Annotated in this window: 15 protein-coding genes and 1 pseudogene; 3 read left to right on the top strand and 13 right to left on the bottom strand. The window is 38.6% G+C overall.

The window, feature by feature from the left end; genetic code table 11:
• Nucleotides 1-48: 48 nt before the first annotated feature.
• Complete coding sequence (locus R0J88_RS14675) at nt 49-1,086, top strand: metal-dependent hydrolase (RefSeq protein ID WP_410900264.1); 1,038 nt, start codon at nt 49-51, stop codon at nt 1,084-1,086.
• Here the strand turns inward: R0J88_RS14675 and R0J88_RS14670 are convergent.
• From R0J88_RS14670 to R0J88_RS14650, 5 genes are all read right to left on the bottom strand, one after another.
• Entirely contained in the window at nt 1,083-2,003 is a 921-nt protein-coding gene (locus R0J88_RS14670) for a diguanylate cyclase (protein ID WP_410900263.1), read from the bottom strand. The genes R0J88_RS14675 and R0J88_RS14670 overlap by 4 nt on opposite strands.
• Nucleotides 2,004-2,005: 2 nt before the next feature.
• Nucleotides 2,006-2,815 carry an alpha/beta fold hydrolase gene (locus tag R0J88_RS14665; RefSeq protein ID WP_305471124.1) on the bottom strand — a complete coding sequence of 270 codons (810 nt, stop codon included), beginning with the start codon at nt 2,813-2,815 and terminating at the stop codon, nt 2,006-2,008.
• Between the two features lie 153 nt (nt 2,816-2,968).
• Nucleotides 2,969-3,235 carry a hypothetical protein gene (locus tag R0J88_RS14660; protein ID WP_410900261.1) on the bottom strand — a complete coding sequence of 89 codons (267 nt, stop codon included), beginning with the start codon at nt 3,233-3,235 and terminating at the stop codon, nt 2,969-2,971.
• 313 nt (nt 3,236-3,548) lie between these two features.
• Nucleotides 3,549-3,935, bottom strand: coding sequence for an OsmC family protein (locus tag R0J88_RS14655; RefSeq protein ID WP_008127939.1), 387 nt, complete (start codon nt 3,933-3,935; stop codon nt 3,549-3,551).
• 9 nt (nt 3,936-3,944) lie between these two features.
• Complete coding sequence (locus R0J88_RS14650) at nt 3,945-4,334, bottom strand: cytochrome b562 (protein WP_039037452.1); 390 nt, start codon at nt 4,332-4,334, stop codon at nt 3,945-3,947.
• Nucleotides 4,335-5,027: 693 nt separating this feature from the next.
• Here R0J88_RS14650 and R0J88_RS14645 point away from each other — a divergent pair.
• Nucleotides 5,028-7,871 carry a TonB-dependent receptor domain-containing protein gene (locus tag R0J88_RS14645; protein WP_410900260.1) on the top strand — a complete coding sequence of 948 codons (2,844 nt, stop codon included), beginning with the start codon at nt 5,028-5,030 and terminating at the stop codon, nt 7,869-7,871.
• A gap of 45 nt (nt 7,872-7,916) precedes the next feature.
• Here the strand turns inward: R0J88_RS14645 and R0J88_RS14640 are convergent, their stop codons facing one another.
• The 7 genes from R0J88_RS14640 to R0J88_RS14610 all read right to left on the bottom strand — a co-directional run bounded on the left by R0J88_RS14640 (nt 7,917) and on the right by R0J88_RS14610 (nt 16,487).
• On the bottom strand, nt 7,917-9,695 hold the full coding sequence (locus R0J88_RS14640; protein WP_010556278.1) for a sugar phosphorylase: 1,779 nt from the start codon (nt 9,693-9,695) through the stop codon (nt 7,917-7,919).
• A gap of 40 nt (nt 9,696-9,735) precedes the next feature.
• The gene (locus R0J88_RS14635; protein ID WP_006791735.1) at nt 9,736-10,956 is read right to left on the bottom strand and encodes a hypothetical protein; all 1,221 of its coding nucleotides are present in this window, start codon (nt 10,954-10,956) and stop codon (nt 9,736-9,738) included.
• A complete protein-coding gene (locus R0J88_RS14630; protein WP_410900259.1) occupies nt 10,949-12,694 on the bottom strand; it encodes an HAD-IIB family hydrolase in 1,746 nt (581 codons plus the stop codon). The genes R0J88_RS14635 and R0J88_RS14630 overlap by 8 nt, the downstream gene beginning before the upstream one ends.
• Nucleotides 12,695-12,838: 144 nt before the next feature.
• Nucleotides 12,839-14,077, bottom strand: coding sequence for a uracil-xanthine permease family protein (locus R0J88_RS14625; protein ID WP_410900258.1), 1,239 nt, complete (start codon nt 14,075-14,077; stop codon nt 12,839-12,841).
• 138 nt (nt 14,078-14,215) lie between these two features.
• Nucleotides 14,216-14,845: a uracil phosphoribosyltransferase gene (gene upp, locus R0J88_RS14620; protein WP_006791732.1), complete on the bottom strand. Its 630-nt coding sequence runs from the start codon at nt 14,843-14,845 to the stop codon at nt 14,216-14,218.
• A gap of 142 nt (nt 14,846-14,987) precedes the next feature.
• Nucleotides 14,988-15,944 (bottom strand): kinase, encoded by a 957-nt coding sequence (locus tag R0J88_RS14615; RefSeq protein WP_410900257.1) that lies wholly within the window; start codon nt 15,942-15,944, stop codon nt 14,988-14,990.
• Nucleotides 15,945-16,064: 120 nt separating this feature from the next.
• Nucleotides 16,065-16,487: a DUF4174 domain-containing protein gene (locus R0J88_RS14610; protein WP_410900256.1), complete on the bottom strand. Its 423-nt coding sequence runs from the start codon at nt 16,485-16,487 to the stop codon at nt 16,065-16,067.
• Between the two features lie 310 nt (nt 16,488-16,797).
• Here R0J88_RS14610 and R0J88_RS14605 point away from each other — a divergent pair.
• A protein-coding gene (locus tag R0J88_RS14605; protein WP_410900255.1) for an IS3 family transposase occupies nt 16,798-17,978 on the top strand; the annotation gives its coding sequence in 2 pieces (ribosomal slippage) (nt 16,798-17,056 and nt 17,056-17,978; 1,182 coding nt in all).
• A 16-nt stretch (nt 17,979-17,994) separates the two neighbouring features.
• On the opposite strand, the pseudogene R0J88_RS14600 reads toward R0J88_RS14605, so the two are convergent.
• Nucleotides 17,995-18,153, bottom strand: a pseudogene (locus R0J88_RS14600) (IS3 family transposase); the annotation flags it as partial.

The raw sequence follows: 18,153 nt of genomic DNA, 5'->3' as shown, positions 1-18,153 counted from the left end.
TACGCTTTTAATCAGTATAAACAGACTTATAATCAATAAAGGATTGATATGGACTCGTTAACACAGGTTGCTTTGGGTAGTGCTGTAGGCTACGCCGTGCTAGGCAATAAAATTGGTCGTAAAGCGGTATTTTGGGGTGCAGCGCTTGGCACCTTGCCCGACTTAGATGTTTTTTTACCTTATGGCGGCCCTGTAGAGTCATTTACTTATCATCGCGGTTTTAGCCATTCCTTCTTTATCCATTTATTAATAAGCCCACTTATCGTATGGCTTATATTAAAATTACACTCTGGCATGCAAACTTACAAAGTGAGATGGTTTTGGTTAGTGTTTTTGTGCTTATCAACCCACGCATTGCTAGATAGTTTTACCGTATATGGCACCCAATTAATGTGGCCGTTTACTGAGCACCCTTTTGCGTTATCAAATATGTTTATAATTGATCCCCTTTATACACTTCCATTATTGCTAGGAGTCGTGTGTACGTTACTTCCTAAAGTATCATCAAACACCGCCTACAAAATTAATAGTATTGCGCTTGGATTAAGCTCACTTTATTTATGTACGTCTTTTGCATTGAAAGTCATGATTGATGACAAAGTAAAAACGGCGCTAAACAACAAAAACATTACGTATGAGAAGTATATAAGCACACCAGCGCCACTTACTACCTTGCTTTGGCGAGTCGTTGTTATGTCTGACGATCATTACTATGAAGGCTATGCCTCTGTATTTGATGAACCCGGCGAGGTAACACTTAGTGCATATCCTACTAATCCCTCGCTATTAAATAACATTAAAAATGAATGGGGTGTAAAACGCTTGCAATGGTTTACAAAAGGGTTCTATTCAGTAAGAGAGCAGCAAAACAAAGTGATTTTGTCAGACTTGCGCATGGGAATGGAATGTCAGTATGTGTTTAATTTTCAAGTAGGTGAAATAAATTCAGAGGGAGTCACAGCCAGTAATTTTGACAAAATAAGTCAACGTCCAAGCTTCAATGATATGGATAAAATATGGGATAGAATTTGGCAACCCAGCAATTCACTCCTCAACAATACATGCAACAACGATACTAATCATTAAATAGTGTTATCGTCCCCAAACAGCTGAGTTCTATTTTTACCAAGCGATTTTGCTTGGTAAACAGCGTTGTCTGCTTGTGTAAATAAATCTATAAATGTGTTTATTGTATTACTTATGGTCATACCTATACTCACAGTCACAGGCTTATTATCGACTAATATGTCCGCAATAATGGCATGCAATCTATTACAAAATAGTAAGGCCCCTTTTTTATCTGTGTCTGGTAGCATGATTAAAAATTCTTCACCACCATAGCGGGAAATTAAATCGGTTTGTCGTCCAAAACTTTTTAGTGCTTGCCCAAGCTCTTTTAAAACACGATCGCCTTCTAAGTGGCCAAAAGTATCATTAATTAATTTAAAATTATCTATATCTATAACAAGCAAGGCTACAGACTGCTTTGATCTTAACGATTGCTCTAACAGTAAAGTACTGCGGTAATTCATTTCTCTTCTGTTTAACAAATTAGTTAGCTCATCAGTAGAAGCTAAAGACTTTAACTCTTCAGCCTGCTCTTCTAGTTTTTCTCGTGTTTTTATTAGCTCATCATAAAGTTGATCCTGCTTTGATGAATTAAAAAGGCTCCAAAACACCTTCCCCTCTTCATTTATTTGAGCATTAATGGTCATGGGGGTTTTTATCCCTTGTCCATTAAAAATAATTAGCTGCATTTCTTCGGATGTTTTTTCGTGAAGCAAGGTAGGAATAAGATAACTTTGAAAAAATATTCTTGATGATTTGGTCAAAATTTTATTTATATTTTGACCCACTAGTTCATCACTTTTCCAATAAAGATGCTCTTCAAAATAGCTATTTACATAAATAATCGTATTTTTAGAATCTGTGATCAAGGCACCACTGAGAAAACAGTCAGCTGAGTAAGATTCTTTTTTGTTTTCTGTTTTAATGGATTTCACGCTTATTGCTTTACGTAATCAATAATAGATTGACTTACAATCTCTGGGTGAGTCATTTGCAAGCAATGGCCTTGTGCACTTATAACAATGAGTGAACTCGATTGTATTTCCTTTTCAATGTACTGGCCAACAGAAACATCAGCGAGTGCATCATCTTCGCTTTGTAAAATGAGTGTAGGTTGTATAATTTTTGTGAGTAAAAAACGATAGTCAGAAAAAAAGGTCGCCTCTGCAAAATTTTTGGCTATTACAGGATCAGTTGAACAAAAACTACCTGAAAGCTCGCCAATCAACTCAGCTGAGTTAGTATTACCTATAACCAGTGGTGCTAAATAGTCAGCCCAACCAATATAATTTTTATCCATTAAGCTTAATAATTCTTGTAGGTCTTCTTTGTCGAACCCGCCTTGGTAATCTGGCGGAAAATTTAAGAAGCAAGGAGAAGGACACACCATAATTAATTTACTAATTAAATCAGGCCTTTCAACTGCCGCAAGCGCGCCTATCATTCCACTTACCGAATGGCCAACAAATACTACATCCGATAAATTTAACTCTGTGCACACCTCTATTACATCTAAGGCATAACCTTCTAGTTTTTTGTATCGTTGTTTATTGTATTGAGATATGTCTGAATTACCTGAACCCACATAATCAAACAGTACAATTTTAAACTGCTTTTCTAAATAAGGAGTTAAAAAACGCCACATGTTTTGGTCACATCCAAATCCATGTCCAAATAGCAATGTTTTAGAGCCGCTACCAATTACCTTTACATTGTTTCTCGCTTTTATCGATTCTGAATTTAGCACTTTAAAGCACGCCTTTATCTGTAATATAAGTAATGTTATCGACAAAATGTTAAAAGCTAACTTGTATTAACTCTTACTCAAATTAACCGCCGTATAATCTTTATCAATTAATCTTAGTACACAACCAATACAAGCTATTAATTAAATAAAGATTTAATTTTGATGTTCGTATTGGCCTCTATATACCTCAAATACTTTTAAAACAGTATGTTGGTCTTTTGATAGATTATCGTACCAGTCATCAAATAATTCATCATTTTCTTGCTCGCTCAACGCCATATAATAAGCTAGTAGCTCAATAATGTCGTTATTATCGCAGCCAAGATGGTTAACTTGCTGTGCTAAGGCACTATGGTCGCGCTCTCTTAAGGTCTCCATTACCCCTTGATCTATTTGTTCTTGTTGTATTGCGTCGCTCATAAAATACCTCAGTATCTACTGTAAATATGTTTAACTATTTTTATTGTTGTGTTTATAGTTATAACAGCCTAAACATGAATAGCCAGTATTTTTGAACTAAGTGATTACTTTTTGATTTATTTGTTTAAATAGCCACCAAGAGTGCTTATAAAAGCATCACATATTGAAAAACCAATAAAAAACACACCAAATTACAACTCGTAATTGTTGTATTTATAGCTATCTGAAAACGTCGTATTTTAGGGTGAGCGGCAAGGCAAGGGTATTAAAATGAAAGAGGTAACTCGTTAAAGTTACCTACATATTGGTGAACTTATTTTACAACAACAGAAAACTCAGGCACAGCTTGAATTACTTTTTTAACAGTACATGTATTTACTGCCGCAATTAATGCTTTTTTATACTTTTGAGGAAAACCATCAGGCAAATTAATTTCGATTGAAAATAACTTTTTACCATTTTCATCTACATTTTCGTTGTTTTGTGTAAGTGTCATACCTTCTGTAGAAATGTCACGTTGCTCACAAAATTTTCGCGCATAAAACCCTGCACACAAAACCATACTCACTAAAAAGTAGTCAAATGGTTCTGGGTGCTCTGCACCACCACCAGCCGAAATACTCTGATCGCTAATGACTTCCAAATCACCAAATTTAGCACTTTGCTTTTGGCCTTCTAATAATGAAACCGAAATTTCCATAACTATTCCTTACTTTCCAAACAATAATTCAAAAAAGCCTGGTGGCTCATGTAGTTTATGATATTTTTTTCGTAAATCATCAATGCGTTTAAGCGGTACTTTAGCAGCAGTGAGCCCTTGCTGATTAGCCGCTTGTTTAGCAAGCCTTGCTTGTGTAAGCACTTTATCAAGCCCCTTAACCGACTGTTCGGGCTTCTTGTAAAACTTTGCCGTTTTGCTTACTTCAACCAGCTTAATAAATTCATCAATTGCGGTATTAAACTCTGTTAACTGGCTAGCTTGTACCGCTTTTTTATAAGCAAGCCCTGTGTTTTTCATGTTTAATTCTAGATCAATAGTCTCGCTAGCATAACTGAGCGAGCTAAATAAAATGACAATAATGAGGTAAGTGTATTTCATGAAAAACCCTAAAAAAACTGATAATACAAATTGTATCAAGTAAACAGAATAAAGTAACGAATCAGCAATCACTCTTTATATGCTGTAAAGGGGGTTTACAAATTATTAGTGGTGATTGTCAGCATTAAGTTAAAATCAAATAACTACCTATCTTACTAACATTGAATATATCTAGATCAACAAATGAATAACGACACATTTAATAAAGATGATGAAATTTACTCAATTTAAACATTTATTTTAATAACACCATTGAACGCCCCGCTCGCTAAATCAGCAAAAATATACATTTAAGTAACTTAATAGCACAATTAACAAACACACCTGTTAATTACATCTGCAATTTAACTATCATTTTGACGAGTCAAATAAACAGCAAATAGATCAAAAATACCGCGCCAATTTTAATATTAATAACTCAATGTAAACAACGCGGCCAGAAAAGGTAAACAACCAAGAAAAACCCCATCTTATTGTCATCATAATTTAAACAAAAGTAACAACTTAAAACACTATAAATAAAATTAATTTCAAACCTTAACACAACAACATATAGGCTTTCAGAGGGTTTAATCTTATTTACGAGCGTGTAATAATCGTTAGTTCTTTAGCCAAATGTGATGACAATGTTGCTATTTAACTATGCCAATTTTGTTAAGCATTTTTTCATAACAAACACCCATTAGGGAACTCATGAAACATTATTCTTTAATTTCTAACAGCATTAAATGTGCACTACTAACCGCTGCTGCAACAGCGAGTAGCACAGTATTAGCTCAAGAAGAGCAAGTAGCAAAAAAAATAGAACGCGTTGAAGTAACAGGCTCACGCATATTACGTGAAGGCGCAATTGCACCGGCACCCGTAACCGTAATCAGTGGCGATCAACTTGTAAATAGTGGCGCTGTTAATATTGGTGAAGCATTAAATAACCTTCCTGCACTGGGTAGCACTTATTCAATGGCTAACTCTGGTCGTTTTATAGGTACTGCAGGTTTAAACATCCTTGATTTACGTAATATGGGAACAGACCGCACACTTGTACTTGTAAACGGTAAACGTCACGTATCAAGCTCTGCGGGCTCTCAATCAGTTGACACTAATACAATTCCAAGCGTATGGATTGAACGTGTTGAAATTATTACTGGTGGCGCCTCTGCTGTATATGGTGCTGACGCCGTAACGGGTGTGGTTAACTTTATATTAAAAGATAATATTGAAGGTTTAGATGTAAACCTAACCCGTGGCTTTGCCGACCTAAATAGCTATAACAACAAAAAAGCGACTTTTTCATACGGTTCAAACTTTAATGATGATCGTGGTAATGCAGCTTTTGCAGTAGAGTATTCTTCACAAGAGTCGTTAAATGCTTTAGACCACCCATGGACTAGCACATCGTTCAGAAGCCTTCGTAATCAGGCACAAACCGATGAAAACAAAGACAGCGCAGACTTTCCAGACAAAATACTAACACCTAACGCTGGTTACTACGCGATCAACAACGCAGGTGTTTATGCATTAGAAAATGGTTACACAAATAGCTTCAACCCAGATAGTACCGCTCGCGATTTATACATTGGTGACAATGTTGACGGCCTTTCATGTGCTAACTGTGACTTTTTTAACCTAGGTCAGTTTGAAGAAATTCAACCTGAGTTTGAACGTTACAACGTAAACTTTAAAGTTAACTACGATGTGACTGATGATTTAAACGCTTACTTCGACGCTAAATATGTAAATAGCCAAGGCGAAAGCATAGGTCAACCTGCGTTTTTCTTTTTTGACAGCGACAACAGCATTAAGCTAGATAACCCATACCTAGACCCAAGCATTAAAGCGCGTATGGAAGAAGAAGGTGTTGAGTCAATCATGGTTAACCGCATGATGACTGACTTAGGCCGCCGCGTTGAAAACAACACCCGTGAAACAACCCGTTTTGTTACAGGCTTACAAGGCACTGTATTTGAAGATTGGGAACTAGATACATCAATCGTATACGGTAAAACAGAATTAGAGCGCGAAAATGGCGCTAACATGATTTTAGCAAACTACTTTAATGCGCTTGATGCCGTTGAAGATGCAAATGGTAATATTGTGTGTCGTAGCGCAGAGGCGCAAGCTGATGGCTGTGTACCTGTTAATATTATGGGCTTTGGCGCACCAAGCCAACAAGCCATTGATTACATAAACACAGTGTCTATTGGCGACTCGACCATTGAGCAAACTGTTGTATCTGCCTCGCTTGCAAACGGCGCTATTTTTGAGCTACCAGCCGGTTATGTAGGTATTGCTTTTGGCGCAGAGTATCGTAAAGAAGAAAGCGAAACGAACGAGCCAGATAATGCAGAAGGTACATTTTTTAACGCACTAGGCGAAGATAAAGGCTCGTTTAACGTGCGTGAAGTATTTTTTGAAGCTTCAATGCCTATCTTAACTGATTTACCGCTTATTCAAGACTTAGTGTTTGATACCGCAGTGCGCCATGCCGATTACAGTACGATTGGCGAAGCAACTAGCTGGAAACTAGGCCTTGATTGGACAGTAAACGACGAGCTACGCGTTCGAGTAACGCAATCTGCTGCCCTTAGAGCACCTAATATTGGTGAAGTATTTGGTGCACCTAGCCAAACTTTCTACAGTGTTGACGATCCATGTCGTGCTGAAAACCTAAATGACTTGTCAAACAGCACGACCCGCCGCGCTAACTGTGCTGCATTAGGTGTAGCAACCGATTTTAACTCAGACTACGATTCAGCGTCTTTAAATGGCTTAACAAGCGGTAACCGTGACGTAAAAGGTGAAGAGTCAACAAGTACAACGGTAGGTATTGTTTACCAACCAGAGTTTATTGACAACGCAGTATTAACTATCGATTACTGGGAAATTGAACTTGAAGATGCCATTGATACAATCAGCGCGCAAGATATTCTTGACCGCTGTGTAGACAGCACTACTGGCATCAACAACCAGTACTGTAATTTAATTACGCGAGATGCAAACAGCGAAATTTCGTTAATCCAAAACTCTGTATTAAACGTGGCGGGTCAAAAAGCATCAGGTGTTGATTTTGAACTAGGCTACGATTTTGAAGCCTTAGAAGGTAGCTTTAAAACACGTTTAATTGGTACTTACTTAATTGAACGAAAAGACTACCCTTTCCAAGATGATCCAAGCAACTTTATTGAAGCAGCAGGTACTTCTGGCGAAGCTAAATGGCAAGCAAATCTATCTGTAAGCTACTCAATTGACCGCTTTTTCAGCACTGTTGAAACACGCTTTATTGACGAAGTAGACCTTTATACAAATGTTGAACTTGCTCAAAACTCAAACCCTAATAGCAACATGAGCTACGGTAAATACTTTATTACCGATATGACTGTAGGTTACAGCTTCGATAGCGGTGTTGGCGTTAAAGTAGGTGTAGATAACCTATTTAACCGTAAACTACCATACGGTACACGCGGTACAGGCGCCGGTAGCGCAAGCTACGATAACATTGGCCGCTTTGGTTATGTAAGCTTTTCTTACAAGCTTTAATTTAAAGTGAATAATAGGCCAGGCAACGCTTGCCCGGCCTATTTGTTATTTTATATTACTTAGCCAAACACATTGATACGGTTCAAGTTCAATCGTTAACTGCCCTTCCTCTATTGTTTTTCCTGACACTAAGTCAAACCACTGCTGAGTATTAATTAAATTTAAGTCAGCTAATAAAAGTGTTTGCGGTTTATCGCTAATATTAAATACACAAAAAATACTTTGCCTGCGGTCTATACTCTGGCGCCAAAAGCCAAATAATCCACCAGAAAGATGTAACGTAAACTGAGTGGCATTAGGATGGAATGCACGTTGTTTTTTGCGCACACCTAATAAGTTTTTAATTGAAGTGAACACTTTGTGATGATGGCTGTATTTTTCACCAATTGCGGCTAACAGTTTTGATTCTTGCCAACGATGGCGATTAATTGCCCTGTTGTGTTGCGAGTTTTCAAAACGCTCATAATCATTGGTAGTGGCAAGTAAACTATGAATATATAAGCCAGGTATCCCCTCAAGCGCGAACATAATGGCATGCGCGCACATAAAACGCTCAAAGCCAAATTTGTCAGGCCCATTATGTGTTCCTTGCATTGCATCAAATAACGCAATATTTAATTCATACGGTGTATGGGTGCCATCGTTACTGGTTCGCATTGAAACGCGACCACCAAATTGCATGGTTGTACTGACCAGCGACGCCACTTCAGTTGGCTGTAATAATCCCTCAATTGGACGAAGCCCTATACCATCATGAGACGCTATAAAATTAAAGTATGCGGTACCGTTTTGCGCAGGTGGCATGCTCATCATCCAATGCTTGAGTGCCGAACTATCACCACTTAATAAGGTATGCAGTAGTAACGGAGGTAAAGCAAAGTTATAAATAGCATGCGCTTCATTGGCATTACCAAAATACGACAGGTTTTCTTGGTTTGGTATATTTGTCTCAGTGATGATCACCACACTTGGCTCAACATGCTCAATAAGTGTGCGCATTAGCCTAACGGCTTCGTGGGTTTGTGGCAGGTTAATACAACTTGTATTAAGTTGTTTCCACAAAAACGCCACTGCATCGAGCCTAAAAAGCCTCACACCGTTATCTAAATAATGACGAATAATGCCTACAAACTCTTTCAAAACTTCCGGGTTTGCAAAATCAAAGTCAACTTGATCATGGCTAAACGTACACCATACATGCTTTTCACCACTGGGAGTTGTTACTGTATTGAGTAAAGACGATGTGCGCGGACGAACAACTTGGCTTAAATCATCGCTTAAGCTTGCAGTTTTAAAGTAATCTTTGCCGGGGTGTAAATCATTTAAAAAGTTTTCAAACCAAACACTTCGGCTAGAGCAATGGTTAATAACTAAGTCAGCCATTAGCTTTACATCTTTAGCAATGCGTTTTATGTCTTCCCAATCACCTAACGACTCGTTGACTTGCACGTAGTTCATCACCGCAAACCCCTCGTCAGAGCTATACGGGTAAAAAGGTAAAATATGCAGGGCGTTAATTTGCATATCGCACTGCTCTTTTATAAATCGATGCAAGGTTTTTAGTGGTGCTTCGATTGGGTTTGCTACCGCAAACTCAGTGTCGTCGTGCTTTATAATCGAATCACCATAAGCAATCAGTACAATGTCTTGCTCATCCCATCGGTTAGTGTGTGGAGTTGGGTCGCGAAGTGGACTGTCACCTAAAATAATTTTAATGAGTTGCTGTGCAAACTCTGCTATCGATATAGGCAGCTCAACATCTTGGTAAATAATGTGTAGGTGCTGCTCTACTCGCTGTAAAAATAATTCATTCACTGTACTCACACGCGACTCCTTTAACCGTTTTTATATTTATTTTTTTAACTTAACTGTATTCTTCGTTATCGAGCTCTACCGCCTCTTTTAAACGTTCAAATACATCAGGCATAGCCGATACCACTCGGTTCCAACTTGGTACAAATGGCGCTTCCATTGGGTTATCTAAAAAGTGTTGGCCTGCTTCCATAATGTTTTGTGCAAACATTTCTACGGCTTTTTCTTCTTGGTGAACATCCAGTGTTAGTCCGTTCATAAGCGCATCATTGTGGTAGGTTTCAATAAAATCTAAGCCAATTCGGTAGTACGTTGCTTTTAATGAACGAATTGTTTCGCTAGTAAATGTCACCCCTTGCGTAGCGAGTTTTCTAAATAATGCCTTGGTAATATCAATCGACATTTTAGACAAACCGGCACTTTGATCGTCAAGCGACAACGCTTGATGTTTGTGATCGTAGTTATCGGCAATATCTACTTGGCATAAACGGTTGTGCGAATAGTTTCGATACATTTCACTTAATACGCCTATTTCAAGCCCCCAGTCACTTGGAATACGAATATCGTTTAATACGTCGCGCCTAAACGAAAACTCACCCGCTAATGGGTATCTAAACGAATCCATATATTCAAGGTAGTCTGTATTACCTAAAATTGTTTTAAATGAGCGTAACAAAGGTGTGACTAATAAACGCGATACGCGCCCATTAATTTTGCCGTTGGCTGTACGCGGGTAAAATCCTTTACAAAACTCGTAGTTAAAACGAGGGTGTGCAACTGGATAAATAAGACGTGCAAGTAAGCTTCTGTCATAGGTTAAAATATCGCAGTCATGAAGCGCTATAGACTCAACCTCGGCGGTTGCAAGCTTATAACCCATGCAATACCAAACGTTACGCCCTTTACCCAGCTCTCTTGGTGCAACGCCTAATTCTTGAAGCTCTTTATCAAGTGCTTGCAAACGTGGGCCGTCGTTCCACAACACTTTGTGATTTTGGTTTAACTCTTTAAAAAAACCAAGTGCATGGCGGTATTGCTGCTCATCGGCTCTATCTAAGCCAATTGTTATTTGCGACAAGTACGGCACTTCTCTTAACTCTTTTATTATATTTTGTAGTGCAGGACCTTCTAACTCACTAAATAAAGAAGGGAGAATTAGCCCCATAGGGCGTTGTTTACTAAAGCTTATTAGCTCTTCTTCTAGTGCTTCAATCGGTCTATCTGCAATATTATGTAAAGTCGTGATAATGCCATTTTGATAAAAATCAGCCATGTGATTTTTGCTCCTCAATAGTATTTAAAATGCTGCTAATGCTTGGCAATGTTGTTATTTCTTCAACCCAGCCCTGCGGCGCGGGCGATTGAGAATAACGTGCCTTGTTATGCGATAATTTAACCGGCTTTTTACTGCTTGGGTTATTGATGATGATGGCGATATCAGCGTGTTCTAACATCTGCTTATCGTTGTCACTATCACCTAGGGCTATTACTGTGAGAGGCTTTCTAAAATGTTGAGTAAATTGTTTAACTAACCACTGCTGCGCAGCGCTTTTGTCGGTATTTTTAGCAATATGAATAAATCGGCCACCTATCTTTATTTCGTAGCCAAGTGCTGTTACGTCATTTACAAAGGTATCGAGTAATTCATCACTGCCATACCAGTACAAAGGATCGGAGTAATCGCGTGTTTGAGCGCGCCTAGCTTGCGCATTGTTTAATCCGGTAAGCTCGCTTATTTGCTCGCTGCTTAACTCACTAAATAATTTATAGTGTGCTTTATATTGTGCATCTAATGAGTCTAAATCACTTAACAAGCTTGATAGCGGAGACGCTAAGGCGTAACACCAATAACCTGCCACTTCTTTACAGCCTATTGGCTTAAGCTCAAAATAGTTTTGCGGTATAAATACTGCTGCGCCATTTTCAACAATAAAAGGTTGCTGAATGTTCAACTCGTTTTTTATTTCAACCACTTCGCAAAATGTTTTGCTGGTATTAAATACCACAGGAATGTGTGCGCTTTGTAACTGCTGAAGTAGCTCACTTACATTACTTGTGTTGTAATCTGTATGGTCGAGTAAAGTACCGTCTAAGTCAGTAAAAATAATAGGCTGTAAGGTATCATCACTTGTTAAGTGCATGCTTACTATGTCTCGATTGCTATCAAGCTCAATGAGTGCGTTTGCTTTACGACTCAATGTATTTAAGTTTTCACGCGTTATACGCTCAAAATGAGAAATAAAATAAACTAACTGCTCGTCTGTCATCGTGCCTGTACCAACACCACTTTTAGCTATTAGCTTTTGTTCTTGCTCTTTTCGCCACGTAAAAACATCTGAAAAGCTAGGCGCTTTGAGCATAATTTTATAATCTATTTTATTAAAAATAGATTTATATTCGTTTGCTAAGCAGCTATTTATACAACGACGCCACACACCTTCTTTATCATTTAATTGTTCTAATTCATTCAGTGGCTCGCTTAGTGAAAATAGCGGCTGTGGCTCGCTTCCTACACACCACCCTTCTAAAAACATAATATCAACAGGCGCTACATTTTTAACCCAATCTTGCTCTGCAACGCAGTCGTCTTGGTGTTTGTTAAAACGCGGTAATGCTACTCCCACCTCACCGGCTAATAACTGAGTAATTGTTTTATTCATCAGGTCGGTATCGTGTGTACCGGGTACGCCACGTGTTACAAATAAAGGATGTACGTCTTGAGCTAGTTGCTTACGGCTTTCTTTACCTAGATAAAAATCGTCGATTGATAAAGCGACCGTATTTAACGACGTATTGTTGCTAAACCACGTGACTAAAAAGTCTGCAAGGGTTGTTTTGCCGGATCCTTGGCAACCATTAATGCCAACAAAAAGAGGAGTTGATGATTTTTTTGATTCGAGAATGTCATGCGCAAGAGGTACAAAGTACTGCTCACTTAAATATTGATACTTTAAAGGCAGTTGATGCTTTGCTAAAAACGGGGTTATATCCACAATATTGGCCTCTGACATAGTAACTCCTTAAATACATAGTGTACAGAGTACTAAATGCAGGGACTAGACCAACATTATTTTTATAACCTTTTTAATAGGTTATAAAAAAGGCGCGTTTAAAACGCGCCAAATTGGTGCAAATATTTTAACTAATGTTCAAAGTTAAGCAGCGGTTTGCTCTACTTTGGGGAGTACTAAATTAAGCACTATACCTAAAACAGCACACAAGCTAACGCCCTCTAAACTAAATTGACTGCTACCTATGTGCATACCGCCAATGCCACACACTAAAATAAGGGCAACAATACTTAAGTTACGAGGCGCTGTTAAATCATCACCCGACTTAACCAACGTATTGAGTCCAACGACCGCAATCGAACCAAATAATAAAATCATAATACCGCCCATCACAGGCACCGGTATCGTTTGTAACCCAGCCCCCATTTTTGCAATAAATGCCAGAGCAATAGCAATAATAGCGGTCCACATCATTACTTTTGGATTAAAGTTTTTAGTTAGCATTACCGCGCCAGTCACCTCTGAATACGTGGTGTTTGGCGGGCCTCCAAATAACGACGCCGCAGATGTTGCTAATCCATCACCAAACAAAGTACGGTGCAGACCTGGCTTTTTTAAAAAGTCTTTTTTAGTCACTTGGCTTATAGCCATCATATCGCCTATATGCTCAATAGCTGGCGCAATGGCCACAGGCACCATAAACAAAATAGCCTGCCATTTAAACTCTGGCAGTGTAAAGTTTGGAATAGCAAACCAGTGTGCATTACTTACCGCATCAAACTGCACTACCCCCAACGCAAGCGATAAACCATAGCCCGATATTACGCCTGCCAATATAGGAATTAACTTAAATACTCCTTTACCCCACACGGCAAAAATAAGCGTTACCACAAGTGAAAACATGGAAATTAAAATAGCACTGTTGTAATCAATAAGCTGAACACTGCCATCACCTGTTTTACCCATTGCCATGTTAACTGCAACAGGCGCAAGCGCTAAACCTATCACCATAATAACGGGGCTAACAACAACCGGTGGTAAAATTTTATGAAGAGTCGCCACACCTTTAAATTTAACTAACAAACCTAACAACATATAAGCAACGCCAGCGGCCATTAATCCGCCCATCGTAGCGGGTACGCCCCACATTTGTACTCCTGCAATAATGGGAGCTATAAACGCAAACGAAGAGGCTAAAAATATTGGTACCTGCCCTTTAGTCACTAATTGAAATAGTAATGTGCCAACACCTGCAGTAAATAGCGCCACACTAGGATCGAGCCCCGTTAATAACGGCACCAATACCAATGCACCAAATGCAACAAATAGCATTTGTGCGCCGGTTAAAATTGTTTTAATTGAAAACGTTGCGTTACTTTTCACTACACACTCCTAAATTTAAACATTGCTTTTTGCAGTTATAAAGTAATAAACAAACACGAAAAAGGCCTTCCTCAGAAAGCCTCTTTGATGATTGCGTTGCCCATAACGCGAAACACAATTAACGCTAATTAATGACGACTACACCGTACCAAATATTTTATCACCCGCATCACCTAAACCAGGCACTATATATCCTTTCTCGTTTAAGTGGCTGTCTACCGCTGCGGTAAATATTTCTACATCAGGGTGAGCTGCTAACGTTTTTTCTACCCCTTCAGGGGCTGCAACTAACACTATAACTTTGATTTCTTTACAGCCCGCTTTTTTTAACATGTCTATTGTAGCAATCATCGAGCCACCTGTTGCAAGCATCGGGTCAATAACCAAGCTAAGACGTTGTTCAATGTTACCAACCAACTTCTCAAAATAAGGAATTGGCTCAAGCGTTTCTTCGTTGCGTTGAAGGCCAACTACGCTCACTTTAGCCGCAGGCAATAACTGCATAACACCATCCATCATACCTAAACCTGCACGTAAGATAGGCACCACTGTAATTTTTTTACCTTTAATATGCTGTACGTTAAGTTTGTTGCCATCCCAACTGGTTATTTCATTGTCTTCAAGGGGAATATTTTTCGTTGCTTCGTACGTTAATAATGTGCCAACTTCTGAGCACAGCTCACGAAAGCTTTTAGTGCTAATGCCGAAAGCGCGCATTAAACCTAATTTATGTTGAACAAGTGGATGAGTAATAACGTGAATAGCCATGATGAAAACCTACTTAGACAATAATTAGCGATATTTTATATTAAAAATGATCATTTGACCTGTAGTTTTAAACCAATTCTCATACATTGTGCGCAAATATATGTGTTTGTTTGATATTTATGCACAACACAATTGTAAAAGTTCAGCTGTTGGTTTCAAACCAACTCACAACTTGGTCATGCATATAACTATTTATTTTATAATGCTCCGGGCTCCAGCCGGCTAAAAAGCGATAAAAATCAGCCCACGCAGCAGGCCACAACGCTTTCCATTCCTTTGTTACCGCTTGAGCAGGTATATTAGGTTGATACTGAGTCAGCGCATGTTCTAACTCATAAAAATAATAGGTAAGTTCGCTTGTTGCATGAGCATGTAATTCTTCACAGCTATAGCAGCTCGTCATAAAATACATAACATCGACTATACCAACGCCAGCGCCTGTGTACTGAAAGTCGTAACCACGTATCTCATTATTTAAGTTAACGGCAAAGTTTGCCAGCTTAGCATCGCCGTGGATTAACGTTTTATACTTAGGGTGTTCTAGCTGATAAGCTATTTTTTTAGCTGCCGCTTTTATATCAAACTGGTTATTAGGGTTTGATTCAAGCGCGTTAAATTCATCTGGCCGGGTATTTAAATGCCAATAACACCCTTGCTCCCACAAATCATCATGCTGCTTATTTAAATTAAACGCATGAAAGTGAGCAAGCCACTTTAATATTGGCTTTATATGCAACGAGCTGGCTTGCGTAAACCCAAACTGAGTAAAATTTTTAAATACCAGCGCATACTCATCTCCACAATTAATAGCACTTACACATTCAATACTGTTTGCTGTTTTAGGTAAATGCTCGCTGTAATGCTTATAAAAATTATATTCAACATTATAAGACTGCTGCTTTCTTTTTAATGCAAATTCGCTTTGCTTAATTTTTGGATGGTTTATGTGGCTGGGTATTCTAATCGCCTTTATAACACAAGGCACATTATCAAGCCTGCACTCAATAATACTGCCACACCCGCTCCAAAGCGAGGTAAGTGTTGCACCTATTTCAATATGTTTAAAGTGAGGCTGTAATAAAGGAAGGTAAAATGCCATAGCTGTAATAAGTAATTAATTTTTTGTAGTTTAGCATTAGACGATATTATTAGTGAAAGTACTTATTTAAACCCAATGCTTTAACAAGCCCACAGCTTTTATTTTTAAATGGCACCCTTTTTAATTTTTTAGTTGTGTTTCTCGCTGTCGCATATACATGGCATCTATGATCGAAAAAAGTGCTTTAACATCAATGGTGCTTCCTTGAGATTTAATGCCCCCATCTTTTCCTATTAAAGTAACGATATTGTTTTTGAGTTGATATTGCTGCCTAACATTTGACATGAACGACTCGGATAACCGACCAGAGTAGTTAGTTAAGGCCTCACTTTCTTTCAAAATAAACCAAACTATGTGTCGGTCATTAATCCCTTCTGAACTGTTTTTCATAAGGCTTAATGCGTGATCAGTATTTGTAGGTTTATTTAATATAATCAGGCGATTTTCCCATCGTAAACTGGATAAGTCATTCAATGGAATACTTTCACTGGCATTCGAAAACACGCTGAATACGAGTAAAGGAAGGTATTTGAGATATTTCATAACATAGCCTAAAAATAGAGTTATAAATAAAATACGTTCTATTTGGCTTTGCGGTTTTGCTTATTTTATTTTTTAGCGTTTATTGCTGTAGAGTATTTGTATGGGTATCGTTGTTGTTTTTGTTTTAACCCGCTTAAAGTGCAAAATTTATAATAAGTGTCTTGTTAATTTTTCTATTGAAGACGTGTTTTATCTTCAGCAACAAATTAGCATCTAACAGCGCTCTAGCTGACTGTAGTGGTACAGTGATTTTGGCCACCCATTAAGAAAGAAATGTTATGCTGATAAGCATACAAATTTGGGTGAAAAAATGACGAAATTAAAACGCGCAACGTATTCTGCAGCAATAAAATTAGAAACCGCTCAGCTTGTAGTTGACCAAAGTTATACTCAAGAAGAAGCAGCCAAAGCGATGGGTGTGGGTAAATCAACCGTTAGTAAGTGGGTTACTCAATTAAAGCAAGAGCGGAGTGGCCAGACACCATCGGCTTCGCCAATGACGCCCGAGCAAATTGAAATCCGCGAACTTAAAAAGCAAATCCACCGCATCGAATTAGAAAAGGATATATTAAAAAAGGCTACCGCTCTCTTGATGTCCGACTCCCTGAACAATTCTCGTTAATTGAGAAGCTAAATCAACGAGAGCGTTACCCAATTAGCGTGCTGTGTAACGTATTCAATGTGCATCGTAGCAGCTATAAATATTGGGCTGTACGGGATACAACGCCGACGCCAGAGCAAGTAAGGCTAGAGGCTGAAGTTAAAGCAATACATGCAATGAGCGGTGGCTCAGCTGGGGCGCGGACAATCGCGGCAATAGCAACGAACAATGATTTTGAATTGAGTCGTTATCGTGCTGCTAAGCTAATGGTTAAATTAAAGCTTGAAAGCTGCCAAGTACCTCAACATTCATATAAACGCGGTGGTAATGAACACCTTGAAATTCCAAACCTGCTAGATAGACAATTTGATGTTGTTGAGCCAGATACCGTGTGGTGCGGTGATGTGACGTATATTTGGGTAGGCAATCGCTGGGCTTATTTAGCCGTTATTATTGATTTATTTGCACGTAAAGTAGTTGGCTGGGCCATGCCGTTGTCGCCAGATACTAATTTAACGCTAAAAGCGCTTGAACTCGCGTATGAAAGCAGAGGAAAACCGACAGGACTGATGTTTCATTCAGACCAGGGTAGTCATTATACAAGTTTAAAATATCGCCAACGTTTATGGCGCTATAAAATCAAACAAAGTATGAGTAGGCGTGGAAACTGTTGGGATAATGCACCAATGGAGCGATTTTTTAGAAGCTTTAAAACGGAATGGATGCCAAAGGTTGGATATGGAAATTTTATAGATGCTAAATATAGCGTTAGTGATTATATCAACGGATATTACAATAACGTTAGGCCGCATAATTATAATGCCGGTTTAGCGCCAAATGAATCTGAGGTTAGATATCAAGATTCTAAAACTGTGGCCAAATTTTATTGACCACTACACACACTGTTCTGTCACGCCAAGCATAAAACCCACTACGCGAAACATTAAGCCAAGAACACAAGTATTTTACACCTAAGGCTTGTCCGAATTTTTGGATGAATCCAAATCGTTCTGATGTACTTCCGCCAGATACCGTTGCCACTTTTTTAGCAGGTCATTCTCCTGC

Origin of the sequence: Pseudoalteromonas sp. SIMBA_162, assembly GCF_046535955.1 — a bacterium.
Taxonomy (GTDB): domain Bacteria; phylum Pseudomonadota; class Gammaproteobacteria; order Enterobacterales; family Alteromonadaceae; genus Pseudoalteromonas; species Pseudoalteromonas marina.
Note: the sequence above shows the minus strand (reverse complement) of the source record. Positions and strands in the feature narration are given on the sequence as shown.